23 protein-coding genes are annotated in these 24,565 nt (G+C 35.9%); 16 read left to right on the top strand and 7 right to left on the bottom strand.

Going from position 1 to position 24,565, the window contains the following annotated elements:
- Position 1: 1 nt before the first annotated feature.
- The 4 genes from ACQ76T_RS24480 to ACQ76T_RS24465 all read right to left on the bottom strand — a co-directional run bounded on the left by ACQ76T_RS24480 (position 2) and on the right by ACQ76T_RS24465 (position 4,501).
- The gene (locus tag ACQ76T_RS24480; protein WP_431345807.1) at positions 2–829 is read right to left on the bottom strand and encodes an endonuclease/exonuclease/phosphatase family protein; all 828 of its coding nucleotides are present in this window, start codon (positions 827–829) and stop codon (positions 2–4) included.
- A gap of 146 nt (positions 830–975) precedes the next feature.
- Positions 976–2,925: a M1 family metallopeptidase gene (locus ACQ76T_RS24475; RefSeq protein ID WP_431345806.1), complete on the bottom strand. Its 1,950-nt coding sequence runs from the start codon at positions 2,923–2,925 to the stop codon at positions 976–978.
- An 80-nt stretch (positions 2,926–3,005) separates the two neighbouring features.
- Complete coding sequence (locus tag ACQ76T_RS24470) at positions 3,006–3,887, bottom strand: SDR family oxidoreductase (protein ID WP_431345805.1); 882 nt, start codon at positions 3,885–3,887, stop codon at positions 3,006–3,008.
- 203 nt (positions 3,888–4,090) lie between these two features.
- A complete protein-coding gene (locus tag ACQ76T_RS24465; RefSeq protein WP_431345804.1) occupies positions 4,091–4,501 on the bottom strand; it encodes a DUF1573 domain-containing protein in 411 nt (136 codons plus the stop codon).
- 173 nt (positions 4,502–4,674) lie between these two features.
- Between ACQ76T_RS24465 and ACQ76T_RS24460 the strand changes: the two genes are divergently transcribed.
- From ACQ76T_RS24460 to ACQ76T_RS24450, 3 genes are all read left to right on the top strand, one after another.
- On the top strand, positions 4,675–5,922 hold the full coding sequence (locus ACQ76T_RS24460; RefSeq protein WP_431345803.1) for a sensor histidine kinase: 1,248 nt from the start codon (positions 4,675–4,677) through the stop codon (positions 5,920–5,922).
- Between the two features lie 15 nt (positions 5,923–5,937).
- Positions 5,938–6,627 (top strand): response regulator transcription factor, encoded by a 690-nt coding sequence (locus ACQ76T_RS24455; RefSeq protein WP_431345802.1) that lies wholly within the window; start codon positions 5,938–5,940, stop codon positions 6,625–6,627.
- A 71-nt stretch (positions 6,628–6,698) separates the two neighbouring features.
- Positions 6,699–8,996, top strand: coding sequence for a GH92 family glycosyl hydrolase (locus tag ACQ76T_RS24450; RefSeq protein WP_431345801.1), 2,298 nt, complete (start codon positions 6,699–6,701; stop codon positions 8,994–8,996).
- A gap of 79 nt (positions 8,997–9,075) precedes the next feature.
- On the opposite strand, the gene ACQ76T_RS24445 is transcribed toward ACQ76T_RS24450, so the two are convergent.
- A complete protein-coding gene (locus ACQ76T_RS24445; protein WP_431345800.1) occupies positions 9,076–10,035 on the bottom strand; it encodes a tetratricopeptide repeat protein in 960 nt (319 codons plus the stop codon).
- 264 nt (positions 10,036–10,299) lie between these two features.
- Positions 10,300–11,637, bottom strand: coding sequence for a dihydroorotase (locus ACQ76T_RS24440; protein ID WP_431345799.1), 1,338 nt, complete (start codon positions 11,635–11,637; stop codon positions 10,300–10,302).
- Between the two features lie 100 nt (positions 11,638–11,737).
- On the opposite strand from ACQ76T_RS24440, the gene ACQ76T_RS24435 reads away from it, so the two are divergent.
- From ACQ76T_RS24435 to ribA, 8 genes are all read left to right on the top strand, one after another.
- Positions 11,738–13,165 carry an oligosaccharide flippase family protein gene (locus ACQ76T_RS24435; RefSeq protein ID WP_431345798.1) on the top strand — a complete coding sequence of 476 codons (1,428 nt, stop codon included), beginning with the start codon at positions 11,738–11,740 and terminating at the stop codon, positions 13,163–13,165.
- Between the two features lie 136 nt (positions 13,166–13,301).
- Positions 13,302–14,318 (top strand): sugar phosphate nucleotidyltransferase, encoded by a 1,017-nt coding sequence (locus ACQ76T_RS24430; RefSeq protein WP_431345797.1) that lies wholly within the window; start codon positions 13,302–13,304, stop codon positions 14,316–14,318.
- A 109-nt stretch (positions 14,319–14,427) separates the two neighbouring features.
- Positions 14,428–15,273: a DUF4292 domain-containing protein gene (locus ACQ76T_RS24425; RefSeq protein ID WP_431345796.1), complete on the top strand. Its 846-nt coding sequence runs from the start codon at positions 14,428–14,430 to the stop codon at positions 15,271–15,273.
- On the top strand, positions 15,270–16,832 hold the full coding sequence (locus tag ACQ76T_RS24420) for a peptidoglycan DD-metalloendopeptidase family protein (RefSeq protein ID WP_431345795.1): 1,563 nt from the start codon (positions 15,270–15,272) through the stop codon (positions 16,830–16,832). Before ACQ76T_RS24425 ends, ACQ76T_RS24420 begins: the two co-directional genes overlap by 4 nt.
- A gap of 31 nt (positions 16,833–16,863) precedes the next feature.
- Positions 16,864–17,082, top strand: coding sequence for a twin-arginine translocase TatA/TatE family subunit (locus ACQ76T_RS24415; protein ID WP_422695717.1), 219 nt, complete (start codon positions 16,864–16,866; stop codon positions 17,080–17,082).
- 15 nt (positions 17,083–17,097) lie between these two features.
- Positions 17,098–17,712 carry a DUF4254 domain-containing protein gene (locus tag ACQ76T_RS24410; protein WP_431345794.1) on the top strand — a complete coding sequence of 205 codons (615 nt, stop codon included), beginning with the start codon at positions 17,098–17,100 and terminating at the stop codon, positions 17,710–17,712.
- The gene (locus ACQ76T_RS24405; protein WP_431345793.1) at positions 17,709–18,167 is read left to right on the top strand and encodes a hypothetical protein; all 459 of its coding nucleotides are present in this window, start codon (positions 17,709–17,711) and stop codon (positions 18,165–18,167) included. The genes ACQ76T_RS24410 and ACQ76T_RS24405 overlap by 4 nt, the downstream gene beginning before the upstream one ends.
- 21 nt (positions 18,168–18,188) lie before the next feature.
- A complete protein-coding gene (ribA, locus tag ACQ76T_RS24400; RefSeq protein ID WP_422695720.1) occupies positions 18,189–18,785 on the top strand; it encodes a GTP cyclohydrolase II in 597 nt (198 codons plus the stop codon).
- Between the two features lie 193 nt (positions 18,786–18,978).
- Here ribA and ACQ76T_RS24395 read toward each other — a convergent pair whose 3' ends face one another.
- A complete protein-coding gene (locus tag ACQ76T_RS24395; protein ID WP_431345792.1) occupies positions 18,979–19,533 on the bottom strand; it encodes a hypothetical protein in 555 nt (184 codons plus the stop codon).
- A gap of 116 nt (positions 19,534–19,649) precedes the next feature.
- Between ACQ76T_RS24395 and ACQ76T_RS24390 the strand changes: the two genes are divergently transcribed.
- From ACQ76T_RS24390 to ACQ76T_RS24370, 5 genes are read left to right on the top strand one after another with little or no spacing between them, the layout of a single operon-like run.
- Positions 19,650–21,353, top strand: a complete 1,704-nt coding sequence (locus ACQ76T_RS24390) for a glycoside hydrolase family 3 protein (protein WP_431345791.1) — start codon at positions 19,650–19,652, stop codon at positions 21,351–21,353.
- 24 nt (positions 21,354–21,377) lie between these two features.
- The gene (gene bshA, locus ACQ76T_RS24385; protein ID WP_431345790.1) at positions 21,378–22,526 is read left to right on the top strand and encodes an N-acetyl-alpha-D-glucosaminyl L-malate synthase BshA; all 1,149 of its coding nucleotides are present in this window, start codon (positions 21,378–21,380) and stop codon (positions 22,524–22,526) included.
- A 27-nt stretch (positions 22,527–22,553) separates the two neighbouring features.
- Positions 22,554–23,816 (top strand): DUF2851 family protein, encoded by a 1,263-nt coding sequence (locus ACQ76T_RS24380; protein WP_431345789.1) that lies wholly within the window; start codon positions 22,554–22,556, stop codon positions 23,814–23,816.
- Between the two features lies 1 nt (position 23,817).
- Positions 23,818–24,039, top strand: a complete 222-nt coding sequence (locus tag ACQ76T_RS24375; RefSeq protein WP_422695725.1) for a PspC family transcriptional regulator — start codon at positions 23,818–23,820, stop codon at positions 24,037–24,039.
- A 4-nt stretch (positions 24,040–24,043) separates the two neighbouring features.
- The gene (locus ACQ76T_RS24370; RefSeq protein ID WP_431345788.1) at positions 24,044–24,556 is read left to right on the top strand and encodes a GNAT family N-acetyltransferase; all 513 of its coding nucleotides are present in this window, start codon (positions 24,044–24,046) and stop codon (positions 24,554–24,556) included.
- Positions 24,557–24,565: the final 9 nt, after the last annotated feature.

Here is a 24,565-nt window from a genome sequence, read left to right as displayed (position 1 = left end):
TTTATAGAGAAAGATTCACAATAACCGGAAAGTGATCCGAAGGATAGAGAAGGTTCTCTCTTCTGTCGTTGATGTGTCTGTGAGTCTTTATTTTGAATCCTTGAGTAAAAATATAGTCGATTCTTTCTTTTGGAACTTCATTTACATTGAACCCAGTAAAAGTTCCCACAGGACCATAATGCTTGGTTTCCGAATGGTAAAAACTGTCTTTCATATTCTGAGAAAGAATTTTTATAGGTTCAGAATCGTCTGTAAGGTTAAAATCTCCACTCAGGGTTACCGGAAGGTTTTTAGGATTAAGCTCTTTGATCTTTTTCAGAATCAGTTCAGAAGATTTTACCCGTGCCACATTTCCTATATGATCAAAATGAAGGTTCATTGCCAGGAATTCTTTTTTTGATTTTTTATCCTTAAAAACAGCATAAGTACAAATTCTGTTTAAGGCAGCATCCCAACCTTTTGAAGGTTTTTCGGGAGTTTCAGACAACCAGAACGTTCCTGACTTTACAATATCAAGCCTGTTGACATCATAAAAAATAGCAGAGAATTCACCCTTCTCTTTTCCATCATCTCTTCCCACTCCGATGTAATCATAGTTTTTCAATCCGTTTTTGATATCTTTCATCTGTTCAGGAAGCGCTTCCTGAACACCGAAATAATCGGGATGATAATACATTAATAAATCGGCAACATCCTGTTTTCTCTGTGGCCACGCATTCTCCTTATCAGAATCTACATTCAGTCTGATATTGAAACTCATTACGGTAAAATCCTGTGAAAATCCCCATGCAAAAAATACAAGGAACATCATTGAAAGTCTGAAATTCATATGTTATGTTATCAATAAGAGACAAAAATACGGCTTCTCTTTGACAGAGAAGCCGTATTGGTATGATTATATTGTTAAATTACATGCTTTAATCATGCTTTTTGTGAAGTTCACTCTATGAATTTACATTGCATTTTACATCTAACTTATGGTTTTGTACCGGAAGATACCCAGATATTATTATCCAGATTAGCATCAGGAAGTAGAGAATCCGGATCCAGTTTCACCTCTTTAATTTCTTTATTTGAATCTAGCTGAATGGTCCATTCCTTATTTCTTTTCCAAACCTCAATCGGTATTTTCACGGTTTTTACCGTTGCGTCTTTAAATGTAACCTGAACGGTGGTAGGCATTGGAAGTTGTCCAATATTTTCAATAGTAATCTGAGCGCCATTTATAAAATCGTTTCCCACATATTTTACATTTTTCACCGCCTGATCTATTTTCCATTTATTGAAAAACCATCCTCTCCAAAACCAGCTCAGTTCTTCTCCGGAAACGTTCTCCATACTATGGAAAAAGTCCCAGGGAGTAGGATGCTTAAAAGCCCAACGGTTGATATAGGTTCTGAATGCCTTATCAAATTTTTCAGGTCCGAGAATAGCTTCCCTTAATATAGATAATCCTGCAGCAGGTTTATAATATGCCAAAGCACCAATATTATTTTCGGCCATATTATCAGGGCCTACCATAATAGGCTCCAGATTGTCACTCATCAGAAAATTGGAAGACTGAGTCATTTTCAATTTTCTGAAGTATTCCCCTTTGTTAAATGCCTCTGTTGAAAGACTGTTGATAAATGTATTAAACCCCTCATCCATCCAGGCAAACATTCTTTCGTTGGATCCTACGATCATAGGAAACCAATTGTGTCCAAACTCATGATCTGTTACTCCCCATAACTCTGATCCTTTTGAATTCATGTGACAGAAAACAATTCCGGGATATTCCATTCCGCCTTCATTTCCTGCTACATTGGTGGCTGCGGGATAAGTATATTCATACCATTTTTCTGAATAATGTTCTATAGCAGCCTTGGTATATTCTGTAGATCTTCCCCATGCTTTATCGCCGGCACTTTCCACGGGATACGCTGAGATGGCGAGAGATTTTTTACCACTTGGAAGATTAATTTTTGCGGCGTCCAGTATAAATCCTGCTGAAGATGCCCATGCGAAATCTCTGGCCTGTATAATTTTAAATTTCCACGTTTTTGTTCCAGAAGGTTTATTTTTTCCAACTTCAGATTCAGGTCGTATCATGACAGTTTTATCACTGTTTCTGGCCTGATTCCATCGATTGATTTCTTCTTTACTGTACACTTCTTTTTCATTGAGAAGTTCTCCCGATGCGACTACATAATGACTTGCCGGAACTGTAATATTCGCAGTGATATTACCGTATTCCAGATAAAATTCTGAAGCCCCAACATACGGCAAGGTGTTCCAGCCCATTACATCATCATATACACACATTCTCGGATACCATTGTGCTATGGTAAAAATCCTGCCATTTTTTGTTTCCTCTACCCCCATTCTGTCTGAACCATAATCGGGAGAAACGAAAGAGTATTCGATCACTATTTTGGAGACTCCTCCTTTTGCTCTTAACTCTTTTGATAAATCAATCTGCATCCTGGTATCGGTAATGGTATATTTCACCTCTTTTCCATCAACTTTTACTGATTTAATACCATATCCTCCATCAAAATTTTCACCATGGGCGCCATTTCTACTTCCATTTAAGGGAATTACAGCATTCCCACGGGAATCTTTCGCAAATAAGTTCTGATCCAGCTGCAACCATAGAAAATTTAGCTTGTCCGGACTGTTATTCGTATAAGTAATTTCAGCAGATCCTGTAAGCTCTTTTTTATCCTCATTTAAACTTACATTCAAATGATAGTCTGCAGAATTTTGCCAGTATGCATGACCTGGCTGACCACTGGCAGAACGGGTTTCTGTACCGGTCTGGGGATAAAAGAAAGGTTTGAATGCTTCTACATAATCATATTTTGGAGCCTGCTGTGCAAAAACAGATCCTGAAAAAAGAAAAACACTCATTGCAGAAATAAGTATCGGAAGTTTACTATTCATAAGAGAAATTTTATACATAGATAAAAAAAACTCCCAAGATTGTTACAAATCCGGGAGCTTTTTTATTACTGTTTTTGTATTTAGTTTGATTTTTTTGCTTTGATCATCGCTTCCAAAGCATCCCACATTTCACTTGGGATAGCTTCCAGCATATTAAATTCTCCTGCTCCCTGAAGCCATTCACCACCATCTATGGTCACCACTTCCCCATTCATATAAGCTGAATAATCTGAAACAAGATAGGCCGCAAGGTTAGCCAGCTCCTGGTGTTCTCCTACTCTTCTTAACGGAACTTTTTTCTTCATATCGAATTTTTCCTGAAGATCCCCCGGAAGAAGTCTGTCCCAGGCTCCTTTTGTAGGGAATGGACCCGGAGCGATCGCATTGAAACGAATTCCATACTTGGCCCATTCTACCGCCAATGATCTTGTCATAGCCAATACACCCGCTTTCGCACAAGCTGAAGGAACGACATACGCAGAACCCGTCCAGGCATATGTTGTTACAATATTCAGTACTGTTCCCGGAGATTTAGAATCGATCCAGTGTTTTCCGATGGAAAGTGTACAGTTTTTTGTACCTTTTAATACAATATCCAAAATAGAATCAAAAGCGGAATGCGTTAATTTTTCTGTAGGAGAAATAAAGTTTCCGGCAGCATTGTTTAAAAGGATATCAATTTTACCAAACTCTTTTAAAGCGGCTTCTTTCATTGCTTCTACTTCTTCCCAATTTCTAACATCACAAGCTACACAAAGAACTTTCCCGCCTGTTTCGTCTTCCAGTTCTTTTGCCGTGGTTTGGAGTTTTTCCAGATTTCTGGAAGTAATTACCACACTGGCTCCCAACTCCAGAAAATATTTGGTCATTGCCTTACCAAGGCCACTTCCGCCTCCTGTTACAATTGCTACTTTATCTTTTAGTGCCCCTTCGCGCAGCATTGGTTGTGTATATAAGCTCATAATTTAGTTGTTTTAATAAATATATAATATAAATTCTACAGACTGAGAAAAGATTCCGTAGAAAATTAATAATACTGTGTATGTAAATTTAATATAATTATTCTTCCTGTCATTTTTAAAAATTATGCAGGAGATAGTAATCATAAAAAAAGCCGTTCCACAGAGAGTGGGACGGCTTCTTGTTAATATTGAAATATGATTTATTATGAAGCGACTGTTCCTTTAAAAGAAAGAGTCTTCGGAGTTTTGCTTTCGCTGGTTGTAACGTTTACCGTTTTCATAAACGGACCTGCAGCAGCGGCATTATAACTTGCTTCTACAAAACCTTTTTTCCCTGGTTGAATAGGTGTTTTTGTATAATCGGCTGTTGTACATCCGCATGAAGGCGCTACATTCTGGATAATGATCGGTTTTGAACCTGTATTGGTAAATTCAAATCTGATGATTTTTGGTTTTCCCTGAGGAATGCTTCCCACGTCTATAGATTCTGACTTCCATTTGATAGCATCAGCAACCACTTTTACGATGGAAGGAGCTTCTGCAGAGAATACATTTGCATAAAATGGAGAGAAAGCTAAAACTGCTAAAACTGCTGTAATTTTTAATTTTTTCATGAGTATAAATTTTAATGGTTAAGGATAATGAACTAAGCCTACATCCTTTTTATTGATATAACAAATATAAAACAGAAAATAGCTGCGACTTGTTAACCGCTGTCAAACATTTGTTAACAAGTTGTTAATGATAAAAGATTAATAGATATTTTTGGATAATATTGTTCTGGAAAATGAAAATCAAAAAACTCAATATTATTATTACGCTGGGGTTTGTAGCTATTATTGGAATTTTAATAGCTCAGCTTATGTGGACCATACAGGCTTATAACCTGGAAGATAAAAAGTTCAACCAAAAAGTAAATATTGCGTTACTTGAGGTAGCAGAAAAATTATCAGGAGGAAAAAGTTCTTTTACTGAAAACCCTGTACAGAATATTGCCAATGATTATTACGTAGTTAATATTAATAATGAATTTCATCCCGTCGTTCTGGAATATTACCTGAAAACCGAATTCACCCGTTTTCAAATCAATACAGATTATGTATATGCCTTATACAACTGTCACAGCGACAAAATGATTTATGGGAAATATATGTCTACACACCAGGAAAATCCTAGCAATAAAGTCATTAATTTCCCGAAACATAAGAACCTCATCTATTATTTTTCTATCCGTTTTCCTGATAAAACCACTTACCTGATCAGCTCATTAAGATTTTGGTATCTTCTTACTTTTGCGCTTATCATTATTCTTTTGGTGTACGTGTATTCTATTTATACCATCATTCAACAGAAAAAATTCTCAGAATTGCAACGTGATTTCATCAATAATATGACGCATGAGTTTAAAACACCCTTATCCTCTATCCTTTTGGCATCAGAAGCGCTCAGTAAACAGGATCTGGTAAAAGAAAACACGAAGCTACAAACCTATACTTCCATTATTATTGATCAGAGCTACAAACTCAACAGTCATATTGAAAAAATACTGAATCTTGCCAAAAATGACGATTACGGCTTATCTTTAAAATCTCAGAAAATCATATTACTTCCTTTCATTCAGGAAATTGCAGATGATATACTGCAAAAAGACCAAGAGCTCAGTATACAGATAGAAATTGACAACAGCACTTCGGTCATGGCTGATGAATTTCACTTTACCAACATCATTTACAATATTTTAGATAATTCCATTAAATATTGTGAAACACAACCTTCTATTCTTATTTCTTCACATAAAGATTCAAAAGGGGTATATTTAAAGTTTAAAGACAACGGAATGGGGATTCCCGTTAAAAATATTCCTCATATTTTTGAAAAATTTTACAGAGTAAGTACCAAAAGAAGTGAAGAGGTGAATGGGTTCGGATTAGGGCTATTTTACGTAAAAAAGGTAGTGCAACAACATAACTGGAAAATTTCGGTTGAAAATAATCCTGACACCGGCATTACAACAACCCTCTTTTTCCCTTTTTAAATTGATTAAGCAAGTATGGAGAAATCTAAAATTTTATATGCAGAAGATGATGAAACTATCGCTTTTCTTATACAGGACAGCCTGGAAACCTACTATGATATAAGCTGCTATTCGGATGGCAGATCTGCCGTTGAAGCCTTTAACAGTAATACTTTCGACATCTGCCTTCTGGATATTATGATGCCTGAAATGAATGGTTTTGAAGTAGCACAACACATACGCAGCAAAAATTCAGATATTCCTATCATATTTATTTCTGCAAAGGCTTTAAAAGAAGACCGCATCAAAGGTTTGAAAATAGGAGCCGATGATTATCTGGTAAAACCATTCAGCATAGAAGAACTGATTCTGAAAATTGAAGTCTTTCTGAAACGATCAAAGAAAACCAATACCTATCCCCTACATTATAAAGTCGGTAAATACGATTTTGATCCTAAAAATTACACATTACAGGACAACCTCAACACCATCAGTCTTACCCAAAGAGAATCTGAACTGCTTTCCTATTTCATCCGCAATAAAAATACAATCCTAAAAAGACAGGAGATATTGAAAGCCATTTGGGGAGATGATGATTACTTTATGGGACGCAGTCTGGATGTCTTTATTTCAAGATTACGAAAAGTATTGGCAGACGAAGAGAATATTTTGATCGAAAACATTCATGGAATAGGCTTCCGTTTCTCTGAAAAGCATCAATATTAAACGAATTTCATGTAAAATAAAACAGTAAATGATGATTTTAATTAATTTTAACCTTTGAAAATTTGTCATTAATGAAATATCACAAAACCACTGTTTTTCTGTTTCTTTTATTTTTCAGCGTATACTGTAATGCTCAAAAATTTGAAAAACTGATACAATATGTTCATCCCCTCATCGGGACTGAAAAAATGGGACACACTTATCCCGGAGCAACTGCACCTTTTGGAGCTGTGCAACTGAGCCCGGAAACAGATACTATCTCCTATGAACTCAATGGAAAATATAACGGAGAGGTTTACAAATACTGCGCAGGCTATCGGTATGAAGATAAAACGATTGTAGGCTTCAGTTCTACCCACTTCAGTGGTACGGGCCATTCCGATTTAGGAGATTTTCTCATCATGCCTACTGTAGGAAAGCTACAGCTTAATCCTGGTACTGCTTCCCATCCGGAAAATGGCTACAGAAGCAGCTTCTCTCATCAGAATGAAACATCAGAAGCTGGATATTACAAAGTAAAACTGGATGATCATAATATTTTAGCAGAACTCACAGCAACATCAAGAGTAGGGGTTCACCGTTATACCTTTCCAAAGTCTGATCAGGCTCATATCATTCTGGATCTGATGGCCGGAATTTATAATTATAACGGAAAGAATGTTTGGACGTACGCTCGTGTAGAAAACGGAAATACCGTTACAGGATACCGCCAGACCAATGGCTGGGCACGAACAAGGACTGTTTATTTTGCTATGAAATTTTCAAAACCTTTTAAAAATTATGGCCAGCAAAACTATGATGGAAAACAGGTTTATAATGGATTTTGGAGAAAATTTGATCAAACTAAAAACTTCCCGGAAATTGCAGGAAAGAATCTGAAAATGTATTTCGATTTTGACACTCACGACAATGAAGCTATTGAAATCAAACTTGCCATTTCCCCGGTAAGCCAGGCCAATGCAATGGAAAATCTTGAAAAAGAAACCGGAAATCTGTCTTTCGACCAGGTAAAAGCTCAAACACAGGACACCTGGAACAAGGAACTGAATAAGATTATCATCAAAGGTTCTGATACAGAAAAGATCAATTTCTACACTGCAATGTATCATACTTTTATCAACCCTACAACCTATATGGACGTGAATGGAGAGTATAAAGGTCTGGATCAAAATATTCATAAAGCAGACGGTTTTACCAACTATACAACATTTTCTCTATGGGATACGTATAGAGCATTACATCCATTCTTTAATCTTATTCAGCCTAAAAGGAATAATGATATGGTAAGATCTATGATGGCTCATTATGATCAGTTTTCTATGAAAATGCTACCTATCTGGTCACATTATGCCAATGATAACTGGTGTATGAGCGGTTATCACAGTGTGAGTGTGGTGGCGGATGCCATTATCAAAGGGAATTATAACGGTGATCCTAAAGAAGCCCTGAAAGCTTGCGTAGAAACGGCTAACAAAAGAGATTATGAAGGAATTGGGCAATACATCGACTTAGGATATATTCCGGCCGAAAAAAATGGAACTTCAGTTTCAAACACGCTGGAATATGCTTATGATGATTGGGCTATAGCTCAACTGGCCAAATATCTTGGGGAAACCGAAATTTATAATCAATTTATCAAACGTTCTCAAAACTGGAAAAATAATTTTGATCCTGCTATTGGTTTTATGCGTCCTCGTCTGGCTGATGGAAGTTTCAAAAAAGATTTTGATGTTTTAAGCACTCACGGACAAGGTTTCATTGAAGGTAATTCCTGGAATTACAGTTTCTTTGTTCCTCAAAATCCAGATGACCTTATCAAAATGATGGGAGGAAAAAAGAAATTCTCCTCAAAACTGGATGAGTTATTTACTATGCATCTTCCTGATGAGTTCTTTGCAGACACAGAAGACATTACAAGAGAAGGAATCATCGGTGGATATGTTCACGGAAATGAACCGGCACATCATGTTGCCTATCTTTATAACTGGGCGGGCCAGCCATGGAAAACCCAAGCTCAAATTCGTCGTATCTTAGAAATGCAATATAAATCTACTCCTGATGGATTAGGAGGAAATGACGACACGGGACAAATGAGTGCCTGGTATATTTTAAGTTCGTTAGGCTTTTATCCTGTTGCCCCGGGATCGGAAGATTATTCTATAGGAAGCCCTGCCGTTGACCATGCTATATTGAATCTGGAAAATGGAAAAGTTTTTGAAATTGAGGCAATCAACCAAAGTCCAAAGAATGTATATGTTCAGAAAGTTCTTTTAAATGGTAAAGAGATTAAGAATTTTACGTTAAAGCATTCTGAAATTATGAATGGCGGAAAACTTACTTTTTATATGGGCAGTAAAGCAAAAAAGTAAAATGGTGAACGAATGAAAAGAATGAAGTGACATTCTTATAAAATACAAAAGCGGACTTTATTTAGTCCGCTTTTCTTATTTATTGATTTGAACATTTTTCTTTGAAAAGTTTAATTCCTTCCGCTTGTTCTAAATCCGTTAACCTTTTCAGTGCAACACAGGCAGCTTTTGTATTATTCTGTGCTAAAGAAAGCCCTACAACATTATACAAAGCATCTGTATTTGTATTATCATACTCATGAGCTTCATTAAAAAACTCAATTGCCTTATCAAATTTATTATTATTAATAGCTTGTACTGCTTTACCAAAGCTTTGTATTGATCGCTTTTTATCTTTTACATACACAATAAATTTTTGTACAAAATTAACATAGTTATTATTAAAAAAAGAAATTCCCTTAGAATTAAGATCTCCGGCACCTTTTTTTAATGTACTTGAATAACTATATGGAATAATAATTTTTTCATACTTTTCAAATCCAGTAAGCTCCCATAAACTATAGCTTTTTTCAAATGTACTTTTAAATAGATCAATACTTTTTTGGTCTTTTTCAAATTCTTCTTCCTTATCAATTTCTATTTTAACGAGGTGCTTCTTTGGAAAGATTACAACATTTCCTTTAAAATTCAAATCATGAGAATATTCTGTCCTTACATAGGTATCAGTAAGACCAGAAGTTATATTTATCTTTAATGATGGTGTAAAGTCTTTAGTTGCTATAAGTGAATCACTCCTATTCTTATTTAAAAAATCGTTTATAAAAATAGATCTATTGACGAACCAAATCTTTCTTATTTTATCGGGTGTATCTTCTCCTTTCACTCTTTGTGTTACAATCAAAGAATCCTGAGTTAACTTTTCGATTTGGTAACCTGTTTCTCCCGATGTTTTCATTAGCCTTTTGTCCAATTTAAAATCTACACAACTTTTCCAGTCAAAGAAAATTGGATGAGTATATTCACAAAGGGTATTTCCATTAATTTTCCATAGTAAAATATTGGAATCATTTTCTGCTAAATCTCTACTTCCGTCAAGCATACTAAATTTCACCCTTACCCATGATGAATTAGGGAGTAACTGCGTATTAACTTGTGAATTGAATTGTAATGAAATGGATAGAAATAGAATTAATAAAAATTTATACATAGAAATTAGCTGTTATTTTTTCGGTACAAAACTACATAAATTCGGACTATCTAAGAGATCATAAAAGAACGATAAACATCATGTTTATAAAAAATTTTTCACTATTTCAAAATAAAAAAGCGGGCTAAAGCCCGCTACTATTTTAATTTTCAGTAATTATTCTTTTACTTCAAAAAGTAAACGCTCTCCAAACTTCTCATCGGCAATTTTCCCATTCTCATACACAAGATGTCCGTTTACGAAGGTATGAGTAACTTTAGAATGAAAATTCATTCCTTCCAATGGGCTCCATCCGCATTTGTATAATAAATTATCTTTAGAAACCGTCCAGTCTTCATTAAGATCTACCAAAACCAAATCCGCTTTATACCCTTCTCTTACAAACCCTCTCTTTTCTACTCTGAAAAGGATGGCTGGGTTATGAGACATCTTCTCAACGATTTTTTCCAGGGAGATTTTTCCATTTTTATAATTCTCAAGCATTACAAGTAAAGAATGCTGTACCAATGGTGCTCCTGATGGGCATTTTGTATATACATTATCTTTTTCTTCTGCAGTGTGAGGAGCATGATCTGTAGCAATCACATCAATTCTGTCATCCAGAAGAGCTTCCCAAAGAGCATCTTTATCGGCCTGAGTTTTTACTGCCGGGTTCCATTTGATAAGCGATCCTTTTGTTTCGTAATCTTTATTGGTAAAAGTAAGGTGATGCACACATACCTCAGCAGTAATCTTTTTATCTTTTAACGGAATATCATTTCTGAAAAGTTCCATTTCCTTGGCTGTTGAAAGGTGGAATACATGAAGTCTGGCTCCTGTTTTCTCAGCAAGCTCTATCGCTTTGGAAGATGATTTGTAACACGCTTCGTCGCTTCTGATCAAATGATGGAACTTCACCGGAATATCATCTCCATATTCCTCCATATATTTTTGAGTATTGGCTCTGATGGTTGCTTCATCTTCACAATGAACGGCAATCAGCATTTTTGTATTGCTAAAAATATTTTCCAGCGTTTCAGGATTGTCTACCAGCATATTTCCTGTGGATGATCCTAAGAATAATTTGATTCCGGGAACATTTCTTGGATTTGTTTTTAAGACCTCTTCAAGATTGTCATTGGTACCTCCCATCATGAAACCATAATTGGCATATGCTTTCTGAGATCCAATTACATATTTATCTGCAAGCAGTTCCTGAGTAACGGCATTAGGAACGGTATTCGGCTGATCAATAAAACTGGTAATTCCTCCAGCAATTGCAGCTCTTGATTCAGTTTCGATGTCTCCTTTATGCGTAAGGCCCGGATCACGGAAATGCACCTGGTCATCAATCACTCCCGGAAGAAGGTATTTCCCGGAACCATCAATGATCTGATCTGCATTTTCAGTAATATCAGAACCTATTGTAGAGATTAAATCATTTTCTATAAGGATATCGCCTTCAAAGATTTCTCCTTCATTGACGATTTTTACGTTTTTGATAAGAACTTTCATTTCAATTTATTTCCCGGTAAAATTAAGATTTTAAGTTTTAATTAACCTTAAAATCTCCAAACGAATGCTGAAAGTTTTACATTTGTAAAAAATTTCGACTTTGTATAAAAAACTATTAGGACAGACAATCATCTACGGAGCGGGGGCTATAGCGCCAAGAATCATTCTATTTATCCTCAATCCACTTTTGATCTATAAAATCCCGAATGAAGGTTTTGCTATTTTTACCCAGCTGTATGCCTGGATCTCATTTGTCAATATTATTCTTTCTTTTGGTTTTGAAACAGCCTATTTCCGATTTTCAGCAGAAGAAGACAATGAGAAAAAAACGTTCAATACTTCTTTCTGGTTTTTATTTTCAACGTCCACGGTTTTTCTGGCATTATGTTATTTGTTCAACCAGTCCATTGCAGATTATACAGGCTACCATGACAATCCCGAGTACATCAAATGGTTTGCAATGATTGCCTTTTTCGACAACTTATTGGTCATTCCTTTTGCATGGCTGCGTTTTCATAATAAACCCATTAAATATTCAGCTGTAAGAGTTGTTCAGGCTATATTTCAGGCTGTTTTCACCGCAGCATTATTTTTCTGGATTCCGGAAAATATTTCAAAAAGTTTTGGATTAGACCAAAATGTAGATTATCCGTTCTTCAGTAATATGGCAGGAAGTGCATTAGGTGTTCTGCTCTTATTTCCTGTTATACTAAAGGTAAGATTTCAGTTTGTTACCTCTTTGTTTGGTCGTATGATCAAGTATTCATTCCCTCTCATGTTAGCCGGGTTGGCATTTATGGTGAATGAAAATTTTGATAAATCTTTTCAAAGAAACTATATTTCGGATGAAGAAGCCGGTGCATATGGAGGATGTTATAAACTGGCAGTTCTGATGACCTTATTTGTTACCGCTTACAGAATGGGGATTGAACCTTTCTTTTTTAAACAAATGGATAAAGGTGATGCTAAGAAAACTTATGCTAAAGTGGCGGAATATTTTGCATTCTTTGCCTGTGCGGTTGCTTTAGGAATTATTGCTAACATTTCATGGCTGAAAGCCGTTTTTATTCCAAACAAATCCTATTGGATTGCTATAGATATTATCCCAATCATCGTTGTTGCCAATCTTTGTTTTGGAATTTATTACAATTTTTCCACATGGTATAAAGTAACAGACAGAACCAGTGTAGGTACGATAATTTCCTGGCTCGGCGCCGGAATCAATATTGCTCTAAACCTTTTAGCCCTCAACTATTATCACAGTATGATTGGTTCTGCTTGGGCTACATTCGGAGCTTATATTATCATGATGATTGTATCTTATCTGTTGGGACAGAAATACTATCCTATTCCTTACAGAATGAAGAAAATGTCTTTCTTTTTGATTCTGCTTGGAGTTTTCAGTTTCATCATTGTAAAGTATCTTCATTATAATATTATCACAAGTAATCTATTATTTTTGATCTTCGTCGGAATTCTGGTTTATTCTGAAAAAAACATGATTTTATCAAGAATCAGAAAGAATTAAACTTTGGTCTTTATTTTGATACCCAACAAAACTATCATTCATTTAAAAAGATATAAATTATACCATGACAAAGGTTTTAATTGCTATCTTTAACCTTAATATTTAACTAACTAATAAAACATCTTTTATATAATTTATGAAAATTATTGTTCCTATGGCTGGACGTGGCTCCAGATTACGTCCCCACACACTGACAGTTCCAAAACCGCTTATCCCTATTGCCGGTAAACCCATCGTACAGAGATTAGTGGAAGATATTGCTAAAGTTGCAGGAGAAAATATTGAAGAAGTAGCTTTTATCATCGGAGATTTTGGACCTGAGATCGAAAGATCCCTTATTCAGATTGCGGAAAAGCTGGGAGCAAAAGGAAGCATCTACTACCAGAATGATCCGCTTGGGACAGCACACGCAATCAAATGTGCAGAACAGTCTATGCAGGGAGATGTAGTCATTGCTTTTGCAGATACTCTTTTCCGTGCAGACTTTGTTTTAGATAAAAATTCAGACGGAGTGATCTGGGTGAAAAGTGTAGAAGATCCTTCCGCATTTGGGGTGGTAAAACTAGACAACTATGGTTTTATAACAGATTTTGTAGAAAAACCTAAGACTTTCGTTTCCGATCTTGCTATTATTGGTATCTATTATTTCAACAGTGCTGAAAAACTGATGGAGGAGATCAACTATATCATGGAGAACAACATCAAAAACGGAGGAGAATATCAGCTTACAACGGCATTAGAAAATCTTAGATCAAAAGGTGCCAAATTTACTTTAGGCAAAGTAAACGACTGGATGGACTGTGGAAATAAAAATGCCACCGTAGAAACCAACAGCAAAATTCTTGAATATGAAAGAGAAGAAATGACGCATTACCCAGCTTCTGCCGTTATTGAAAATTCTCTGATCATTCAGCCTTGCTTTATTGGTGAGAATGTAAAAATTTCCAATTCAAAAATTGGTCCCGGAGTTTCATTAGGTAATAACACCACTGTTGTGAATTCCAATATTGAGAACTCTCTGATCCAGGAAAACACAAGAATCAACCACGGAAATCTTTCCAACTCTATGATCGGTAACTCTGCACAGTATTTCGGAGTTGCCAGAGAAATTTCTTTGGGAGATTATTCTGTTTTAGATTTCCTTTCGAAGTAATTAAGATCAGATTTTTTTTAATATAAATAAGATATTGTCAGGCCACACAAAATGTTTTGTGTGGTTTGGCGTTAATATTGCTCGGTTTTTAATCAAAAAAGATAAATAAATGAAAAATTGGATCCCACTCTTTTTACTACTCCTTGCTTTAACGTCCTGTAAAACCCGTACTGCCATTCAAAACGACAATGCCAATGGGAAGGACAGTATTGCCACTACAAAAGATAATGGAGATCCAAAAGATGTAAACGAACCGGTAAAAGATAAATTCTCATTTTACGAACATGTATTGGTTCCGCCAAAATTTGAGCAGATCAAAATAGACAGTAAAGTACGTGTGGAAACCGGAAGCTATGTTCCCACTCTGGATGCAACCATCTATATAGAAAACGACCAGAAAGTTTGGATGAACCTGAGAGCGTTGTTCATTAACGCAGCAAGAGGTATTGCAACTCCGGAAGGAATAAAAGGCCAGGATAAAATAAACAAGACCTATATTGATTCCGACTTCGATTATCTTAATAATCTTTTGAACGTTAATTTCATTGATTATAAATCGTTGGAAAAAATCTTATTAGGCCGCACCTTTGTAAAAATCAACGACCGACAGTTTAATCTGACACAAAATGCACAGGGGTTCAAAATGACCTCCAACACCAATCAGAAAATTGTAACAGATGAGAAAAACAGAGAGTATAAAATAGAACTCCAGTACGATACCAATTACGATTTACTGAGCGTTAATCTAAAGGATATTTTATCATCAGACGAATTGGATATTTCTTATAGCGACTGGGATGAGTATAATGGAATACGTCTTCCAAAAAATGTTAAAATAATTATAAAAGGTTCAAAATCTAGTCAGATTTTACTGGAAAATACGAAATTTGACTTTTCGAGGATGGAAACACCTTATTCTGTACCATCCAGTTATAAGAAAATTGAGATTAAATGATTAAAAAATTTAGCTTTTTAATAGGTGTTTTGATGTTTGGACTGCACCAGGGACAGCAGAACAAAGAACAGCTGCAGAAGCAGAATGCCGAACTTAAAAAACAAATTGCACAAATAAATACCGATTTAGCCAAAACAAGAAGCGAATCTAAACTTTCTGTTGCTTATCTCTCCAGTGTCAATCAGAAACTGGTTTTAAGAGAAAAGGTTTACAACAACACGCAGAAAGAAAAAAGATTCATTGAGGATGATATCTACCTACGTCAGCTGGAAATCAACCGTCAGAACAAAGAACTGGCCGTTTTGAGAAAGAATTATTCTGAGGTTTTGGTGAACGCTTATAAAAACAAAGGAGTACAGAACAAAGTAACGTTTATCCTTTCAGCCAAAAACCTGGGCGAAGCGATACGAAGAGTTCAGTATTTAAAACAATATTCAGATTACCAGGATAAAAAAGCGGCCGAAATTACTGACGCGGCCAATCAGATCAAAAAAACCATTGCTCAAAAACAAAATTCTGTAAAAGCGAAAGAAACACTTCTTGTAAACCAACAGAAGGATTTGGCAACCATTAATGTAGAAAGAGCCCAGAAAGAACAGCTGGTAACAGAATTTAAAAAGAACGAATCTAAGCTGACTGCTGAGCTGAAACAAAAACAGGTTCAGTCTAAAGCTCTTGAAGGGCAAATCAGAGCCATCATTGCTGAGGAAATAAGAATTGCCAAAGCAGAAGAAGAAGCCAGAAGAAAGGCTGAAGCAGAAAAAATACGTCTAGCCAAGATTGCTGCAGAAAGAGAAAAAGCAAGAATCGAAGCAGAAGCCAAGGCACGAGCAGAAGCCCTTGAAAGAGAAAGAAAACTCGCTGAAGCAGAAGCAAAAAGAGCTGCTGATCTGGCTGCAAAAAGAGCTGAAGAAGAAAGAAAACGTAACGAAGAAGCTGCCAAAGCCGAAGCCAGCGCAAGAGATGAAAGCCGAAGAATTGCTGCTAAAAAAGCATCAGACGAAGCCAATGCAAAGGCAAAAGAAGCTGCAGATAAACTTAATGCCGCAAGAGCCGCCGAATTAGCACTTTCCAAGAAAAAAGAAGAAGAGAAAAAAGCTGCCGAAAGCAAAGCAATGACAAGCTATGGTGTTTCTACAGCTGCTGGAAATAATTTTGCAGACAACAGAGGCAGACTCGGTTATCCTGCAGACCGTGCTGGGCAAATTACACACCGATTTGGAAGACAGCCACACCCTGTTTTCAAGAATATTACAGAAGAAAATAACGGTATTAAAATTTCTGTTCCTTCAGGCACAAGAGCCAAATCCGTATTCCCAGGATCAGTATCATCCATACTGGCTAATAATGACGGAACAAAAACTGTTATCATTAAACATGGAAGCTATTTCACCATTTATTCCAACTTAGGAAATGTAAGCGTTTCCAAAGGACAGCAGGTTTCTTCAGGAACTCCTGTAGGTACTGTAGCTCAGGATTTTGATGGAGCATACACCCTTGATTTCCAAGTATGGAACGGAAGTACACCAGTTGATCCATTAGGTTGGATTTCCTATTAAAAAAAGTGTAACTTTGTAAAAATTTTAAGAGATGAATACACTCACAATACTTGCCTTATCTTGGCAACACATCCTTATCGTAGCAATACTTCTAGTATTACTTTTTGGAGGAAAGAAAATTCCGGAACTTATGAGAGGTGTAGGTTCAGGAATCAAGGAATTTAAAGATGCGGTAAAAGAAGAAGACAAACCAGGTTCTGAAAACAAATCGTCTTCCAACACTACCAACAATAATTCTTCAAGCAACTAAAATTCCTTAGAATTAATGAAATTTACTGAGACTGCATGGAAAGTCTTCAATCAATCTATTGAAGACTATCACGTGTCTGATGACGTTAACGCTCTAATTAATAACCCGTTCGAAAAAGATAGTTTGGAACGGATTTTGTATGCAAAGAACTGGATTGATACCGTTCAATGGCATCTGGAAGATATTATTAGAGATGAAAATATTGATCCGGCTGAAGCTCTTCAACTCAAGAGAACAATAGACGCCTCCAATCAGAAAAGAACTGATCTGGTAGAATATATTGATAGCTGGTTCCTTAATAAGTTTGAAAATATAACTCCTCAACCTGAAGCAAAGATAAACACAGAAACTCCCGCTTGGGCAGTAGACAGATTATCAATTCTTGCGTTAAAGGTCTATCATATGTCAATGGAAGCTAACAGGGAATCCGCTTCTGAAGAACACAGAAATAACTGCCAGGCCAAACTGGATGTTCTGCTTACTCAGAAAGAGGACCTTTCAACTTCTATAGACCAGTTGCTTGCTGATATTGAAAACGGTAATGTTAAGATGAAAGTATACAAACAAATGAAAATGTATAACGATGAAAGTCTTAACCCAATCCTTTATCAAAAAGGGCAACAAAAATGAAAAGACTAGTTTTTTTTGGAGTACTTATTATACTAACATCTTCCTGTGCAACGGAAAAGCTTAACCTTTCTCCGCTGTCTAGCAGCTTTTATAGTGATACTAAAGGTTCTGATTCTGAACGAGGTTCAAAAAAGAGTTTTAATATCAATATCAAAGAAAATGTAAATGCTTCTGAAATTTCAAACATTATCTCTACATTTCCTAAGTTCAAAAACAATGGAATGAATGATGAGGTAACCAACTTGAAGTACAGCCTTCAGAATTATTTATATGCCATTGATGCCAACAACTCTGCAGGAAAGAAAAGAGCACTGAAAAGCTTCGAAAAATCATACAAAAAAATTCAAAAGCAAAGACAAGGTCTCGGCAAAGATGACGACGAAGTTCTCAACAGATACCTGGTTAGATTGAAAACCAATATTTCTGTAATTGAAGATGCTTTACCAGGAAGTTAAAAACTAATTGAACGATTATCAATGATTAAAATTCAGGCGGAAGCCAATGTTCCCACAGAGCACGGTACTTTCCGAATGATCGCTTTCTCTGAAAACGAAAACGACTGGATGCCTCACATGGCTATTGTCGCAGAAAATACAGATTTTTCTAAACCTGTAAATGTTCGTTTCCATTCAGAGTGTATTACCGGAGAAGTCTTCCATTCAAAAAAATGTGAATGCGGCCAGCAGCTTGATGCGGCTATGAAATATATCCACGAAAATGGTGGAATTATCATCTACCTTCGACAGGAAGGAAGAAATATCGGAATCATCAATAAGCTTAAAGCTTATTCTTTACAGGAAAAAGGTCTAGACACTGTGCAGGCCAATCTTGAATTAGGATTACCAGCAGATGACAGAAATTTTGGAGTGGCCATAGATATTCTTAACGTATTGGATGTAAAAGATATCAATCTTCTAACCAACAATCCGGAAAAGGTAAAATATGTAGTTGAAAGTAATGTACATCTTAACTCAAGAGTTCCATTACAGATCCCAGCCAACGAAATAAGCAAAGGCTATCTTCAGACGAAAAAAGATTTCTTTGGACATCTTTTGGATGATAATGATAACTAAAATATAAATAGAAGCTTCAGAATTTTCTGAAGCTTTTTTTATTGATCAGCAAATACTAAACTATATACGTACGTCTTAAATTTTTATATTGAGTTTTGTAATCTGATGCTCATATTGTGTAGATAAATCAAAAGCTCCAGGATTTCTCCTGAAGCTTTCTTTAATTATAAAAAACTGAAAAGATATTTCTGACTTATTTGGCATTGATTGTCTGCACTTTGCTTTCGTCAAGATTATAGTATTTTACTACAGCATTGTAGTCACTATAATCTACAGCAGGTTTAGCACTTTTAGCGGCCGCAGACTTACCAGCATTAGCATACACTAATACAATTCTAAAAGTCTGGTTATTCAGATAAGTACCTGCCTCAGCAGAAGACAATGTAGCCGGGCTTACACCCTCTGTGAAAATTTCCACTTTTTGGCTATTAAACAGGAAATTATATTCTAACTCTCTACTACCCGCTAAATAATATGTTTTAGGGATAAGCTGCCAGGCATTACTCGATGCAGGGTCTTTTCTGTACACCAATACTACATCAGTATTCTGGAGATTAAGCAATTCGATATGTGAATAATTATTTGAGCTGCTCAAACTAACATTTACATCTTTCATAACAGGAAGTGTATCACTGTCTCCCGGGTTGGGATTAGGATTTACCACAACAGGATCATCATTACGATTATCACAGCTATATGATAATAAACCAATACCTGAAAGCAATATAAGGGGAAGAATTTTTTTCATTTCTACAAATGTTAAGTTATTATTTATATTGCGTATTCAAATCATATACCAAAAATTTCAAAAACATTGTTTTCGTCATTTTTTTAATCGTATTTTTGTTCTTATTCAAAAAAGTCATGAGGAAATTACTATATACTTCACTCTTTATTACAGCTTTAATAAGCACTCAGGTGAAAGCCCAGTATCAGCCTAAAAATGCCTCTAAAGAAGAGGTAAAGAAGGCTCATCAGTGGGTGGATAAAACGTATAAAAATCTTTCTCAGGATGAAAAATTAGGACAACTTTTTATTGTTGCACTTTACACCAACAAAGGAGAAGAGTATATCAACCAGGTAAGAAATATTGTCACCAATGATAAGATTGGTGGTTTGATCTTAATGCAGGATGATGCTGCAAGAGAAATCAATCTGGTTAATGAATTTCAGCAGAAATCTAAAATTCCTTTGATGATCGGTATGGATGCAGAATGGGGATTGTTTCAGAGAATAGCTACCGCGCATAAATTTCCTTGGGCAATGACGTTAGGAGCAATTCAGGATAAAAACCTGGTGTATCAGATGTCTGCAAAAATAGCCGAAGACTGTCATAGAATGGGCATCAATTGGGATTTCGCACCCGTTGTGGATGTAAATACGAATCCCAGCAATCCTATTATCGGAAACAGAAGTTTCGGCTCCGAAGTAGAGAATGTGATCAGCTCTGCCCTATCCTACTCTAATGGATTACAGGATAATAATATATTAGCAGCAATTAAGCATTTCCCAGGCCACGGAGATACCAATACAGATTCTCACCTTGATCTTCCGGTAGTTTCTCACAACATGGATCGACTTAATGCTATTGAATTGGCACCTTTTAAAGCTTTGATGAATAAAGGAATCGGAGGCGTAATGGTAGCTCATTTATATGTTCCGAGTTTAGAATCAGGCAAAGGAATTCCTGCTTCCGTTTCTAAGAATATTATCACAGGCTTATTGAAAGACAAACTTGGATACAAAGGGCTAATCATTACCGATGCTTTGAATATGGGTGCTGTAGCCAATAAATACAAACCTGGGGAATTGGATGCAATGGCTTTCAAAGCAGGAAACGATATTATGCTTTTCTCACAAGGTGTTTCTGAAGGGAAAAAACTGATTCAAAAGGCAATTGACAAAGGAGAAATTTCTCAAAACAGAGTCGAAGAAAGTGTCAAAAAGATTTTATTGACAAAATATTTCCTTGGACTTACACAATATACACCCAAAAATCCAGAAAACATTAATGCTGATCTCAATAACGATTCTCATAAAACATTGGTTCAGAATCTTTATTCGAATGCATTGACTTTACTAAAAGACGAGAAAAAATTACTTCCTCTTTCCGGAAAACAGATGTATTACGTTCCTCTTGAGGAAGCACCTTATCAAACTTTTGCCAACAGACTGGGAACTAATGTCATTCTTAAAAAAGCAGGAGAAATCAATACCATTCCAGCCGGTTCAACAGTAATTGTAGGATTCCATAAGGATAATTCTACAGCTTATAAACCTTATAAAATCTCTACTGAATCTAAGAAAGTTCTTGCTGATCTTAGCAAAAATCAAAATGTCATTCTGAATGTATTCGGAAGTGCCTATGCTTTAAAAGATATCGATATCTCTACAATATCAACAGTACTTGTTTCTTATGAAAACAATGACGACTCTATGAATGCCACTGCGGACGCTTTAAACGGAAAAACAAGAATCTGGGGAAAACTTCCTGTACTTGTTAACGATCAGTTGAAGCCGGGAATGGGATTAAACCTTAACCCTACCGTCTCAATAAATACAAAATAACAACATCAAAACAACAATAATCCAATGAAAATAGGCATACTTTGCTATCCAACCTATGGAGGAAGCGGAATTGTAGCAACAGAATTAGGAATGTCCCTTGCCAACAAAGGATATGAGGTACACTTCATCAGTTCTGCACTTCCTGCAAGGCTAGATATTACCAATCCTAATATTTTCTTTCACAGGGTAAATGTTCAGACCTATCCCCTGTTCCAATATCAGCCTTATGATATCGCTTTAAGTTCTATGATCTACAGGGTTGTAAATCTTTATAAACTGGATCTGCTTCATGCTCATTATGCCATCCCTTATGCATATGCTGCTTTTACAGCTAAACAGATGCTTCAGGAAGACAATAATGATATTCCTTTGGTAACAACACTCCACGGAACAGATATTACGCTTGTAGGGCAGCACCCAAGTTATAAACATGCGGTAGAGTTTTCTATCAACCAATCTGATGCGATTACTTCAGTTTCTGAAAGCCTGAAAAAAGATACGCTACAGTTTTTCAATATTAAAAAGGAGATCCAGGTGATTACCAACTTTATTGACAACTCTGAGTTTGATGACTGCTCCGAATGTCAGAGAACACAATTTGCCAATCCTGACGAGAAAATCCTCATTCACGTCTCCAATCTTCGCCCGGTGAAGCGTGTGGATGAAGTACTTCAGATCTTTAAGAATGTAGAAAGAAAGGTAAAATCTAAACTGATCATCATTGGTGAAGGTCCCGATATGGAAAAAGTGAACCAGTTTCTGGAGGAAAACCCTGAACTTATTTCAAAGATCCGTTTATTAGGAAAAGTAAATGATCTTTATAAAATCCTACAACTTTCGGATGTATTTCTACTTCCGTCCGAGCAGGAAAGTTTTGGTCTGGCAGCTTTGGAAGCAATGGCGGCTTACACACCTGTCATCAGTTCCAATGCGGGAGGAATACCTGAAGTAAATATCCAGGGAGAAACAGGTTACCTTGCTGAAATAGGAAATGTAGAAGCGATGAGCAACTATACGATAAAACTATTGAGCAATGAAGAACTTTTAACCAAAATGAAACAAAACGCGAAAGAACAGGCGATAAAATTTGATTTGAAAAACATTCTTCCTATATATGAAAAAATGTATAGAACAACGATAGAAAATTTTAAAAACGAGTTGACGAAAGTATAATATTTCTATTATATTTATCGTCATACTATGACGGAAAAATTACTTCAATATCTTTGGAACTACAAAGTTTTCAAACATTTCGACTTCAAGGATATTGAAGGTAATTCCGTTGAAATTATCCATTTTGGAAAATGGAATAAAAATGCCGGACCCGATTTTCTGGATGCTAAAGTTAAAATCAACGGACTGGTGCTGGCAGGAAATATAGAATTACACGTACGCTCTTCAGACTGGATTTTCCATCATCACTCTGAGAATCCCGATTATCAAAATATCATCCTTCATGTTGTATTTCAAGATGATATAGAAATCCAAGAATTTAGCCAAAATAATATTCCCACACTGGAACTTAATGATTATATTGATCATGAAATCCTCTGGAAATACGAAAAGCTTATCAATGAAAGTCAGTTCATTGCCTGTGAAAGCATTTTCAATACACATAAAATACCCATCCATTTTCATGAAGAAAATATTCTGAAAAAGCTGGAAGAAAAATCTCAAGAACTTGAACAGCGCTTAGCTCTTCATAAAAATAATTTCGAAGCTGTACTCTTTCATAGTTTTGCCTATTCTTTCGGACTAAAAATAAATGCCCAAATTTTCCGGCAAATAGCAGAAAGCATCGACTATACTGTTGTTAATAAAATCAGACAAAATCCGCATCAGCTTGAGGCCCTTTTATTTGGACTCTCAGGATGGCTGGTGCAGGCCAAAGATGATCAGACGAAAATATGGAAAAGAGAGTTTGAATTTGTTAAGGCAAAGTTTGCTATTCCCGATTTAACAATACATCCGAAGTTTTTAAGACTAAGACCTCCTAACTTTCCTACGCTTCGCCTATCTCAACTCGCAAATCTGTATTTTCAGCATCAGAATTTATTTTCAAAAATTATTTCCGCGCAGAGTAGTGAACAGCTTTATGAGATCTTCACCTCTATCAAAGCTTCTGAGTATTGGGACTCTCATTTCAATTTCGGAAAAGTTTCAAAAGTACAACCGAAAATGTTAAGCAAAGATTTTATAGACCTTATCATTCTGAACACAATTCTTCCTCTCAAGTATACTTATCACCGATATCATCATGAAGAGATTGCAGACGAGATGATCTATTTCTATCAAAATATTACTGCGGAAAAAAACTCTGTCATTCAGAATTGGAAGAAACTGGGAGTAAAAGTAACCCATGCTGTAGAAAGCCAAAGCCTGATTTATCACCATAAACATTCATGTGAAGAAAAAAATTGCTTAACTTGCAGTATTGGATTTAAACTTTTAAAAGAATCTTGAAATGCTAAGCAATATCCGTCATAAAATGGAAAGAGAATGGTTTGGAGTACTCACGAGAACGGGTGCCAAACTGGGAATTCCTGTGTCTAAACTGAGGATTTTCTTTATCTACTCTACTTTTGCCACAGCAGGATTTTTCTTTCTGATCTATTTAGGTCTCGGATTTACCATCTGGATCAAAGATATTTTCATTACAAGAAGACCAAGCGTTTTCGACTTATAATATTATGGAATTTTTACCAATTACTTCTGCGGAAGACCACAGAGTTCAGGAAATCTATACTTCTTATACCACTACTTTTCCTATCGATGAACAAAGAGATAAGGAACAATTTGCAGGATTGTTCTCTAATCCTCATGTAAAATTTATGTCTGTTGTACACGAATCCGAAACTGCCGGGTACCTCATCTTATGGGAACTTAGTTCTTTTATTTTTGTAGAACATTTTGAAGTATTTGAATCTTTCAGAAGTAAAAAACTGGGCTCACAGATCATGGGTTATTTACTGGAAAATTATCCTCAAATTATCCTTGAAATAGAACCTGCCCATCTAAACGAAGACGCAACAAGACGTTATTCTTTTTATCAGAGAAATAATTTCAGTCTGGTAGACAGCACTTATATTCAGCCAAGTTATGGGGAAGGAAAACGTTCTCTCAACTTATGGCTTTTGGCCAATTACTCCCCTAAAAATATAGAAGAGCTGAAAAAAGAAATATGTGATACTGTTTATCCTTAAAATATACAA

The organism is Chryseobacterium sp. JK1 (assembly GCF_050632815.1).
Lineage (GTDB): Bacteria > Bacteroidota > Bacteroidia > Flavobacteriales > Weeksellaceae > Chryseobacterium.
The sequence above is the reverse complement of the archived record's forward strand: the minus strand, read 5'-3'. Positions and strand labels throughout refer to the sequence as shown.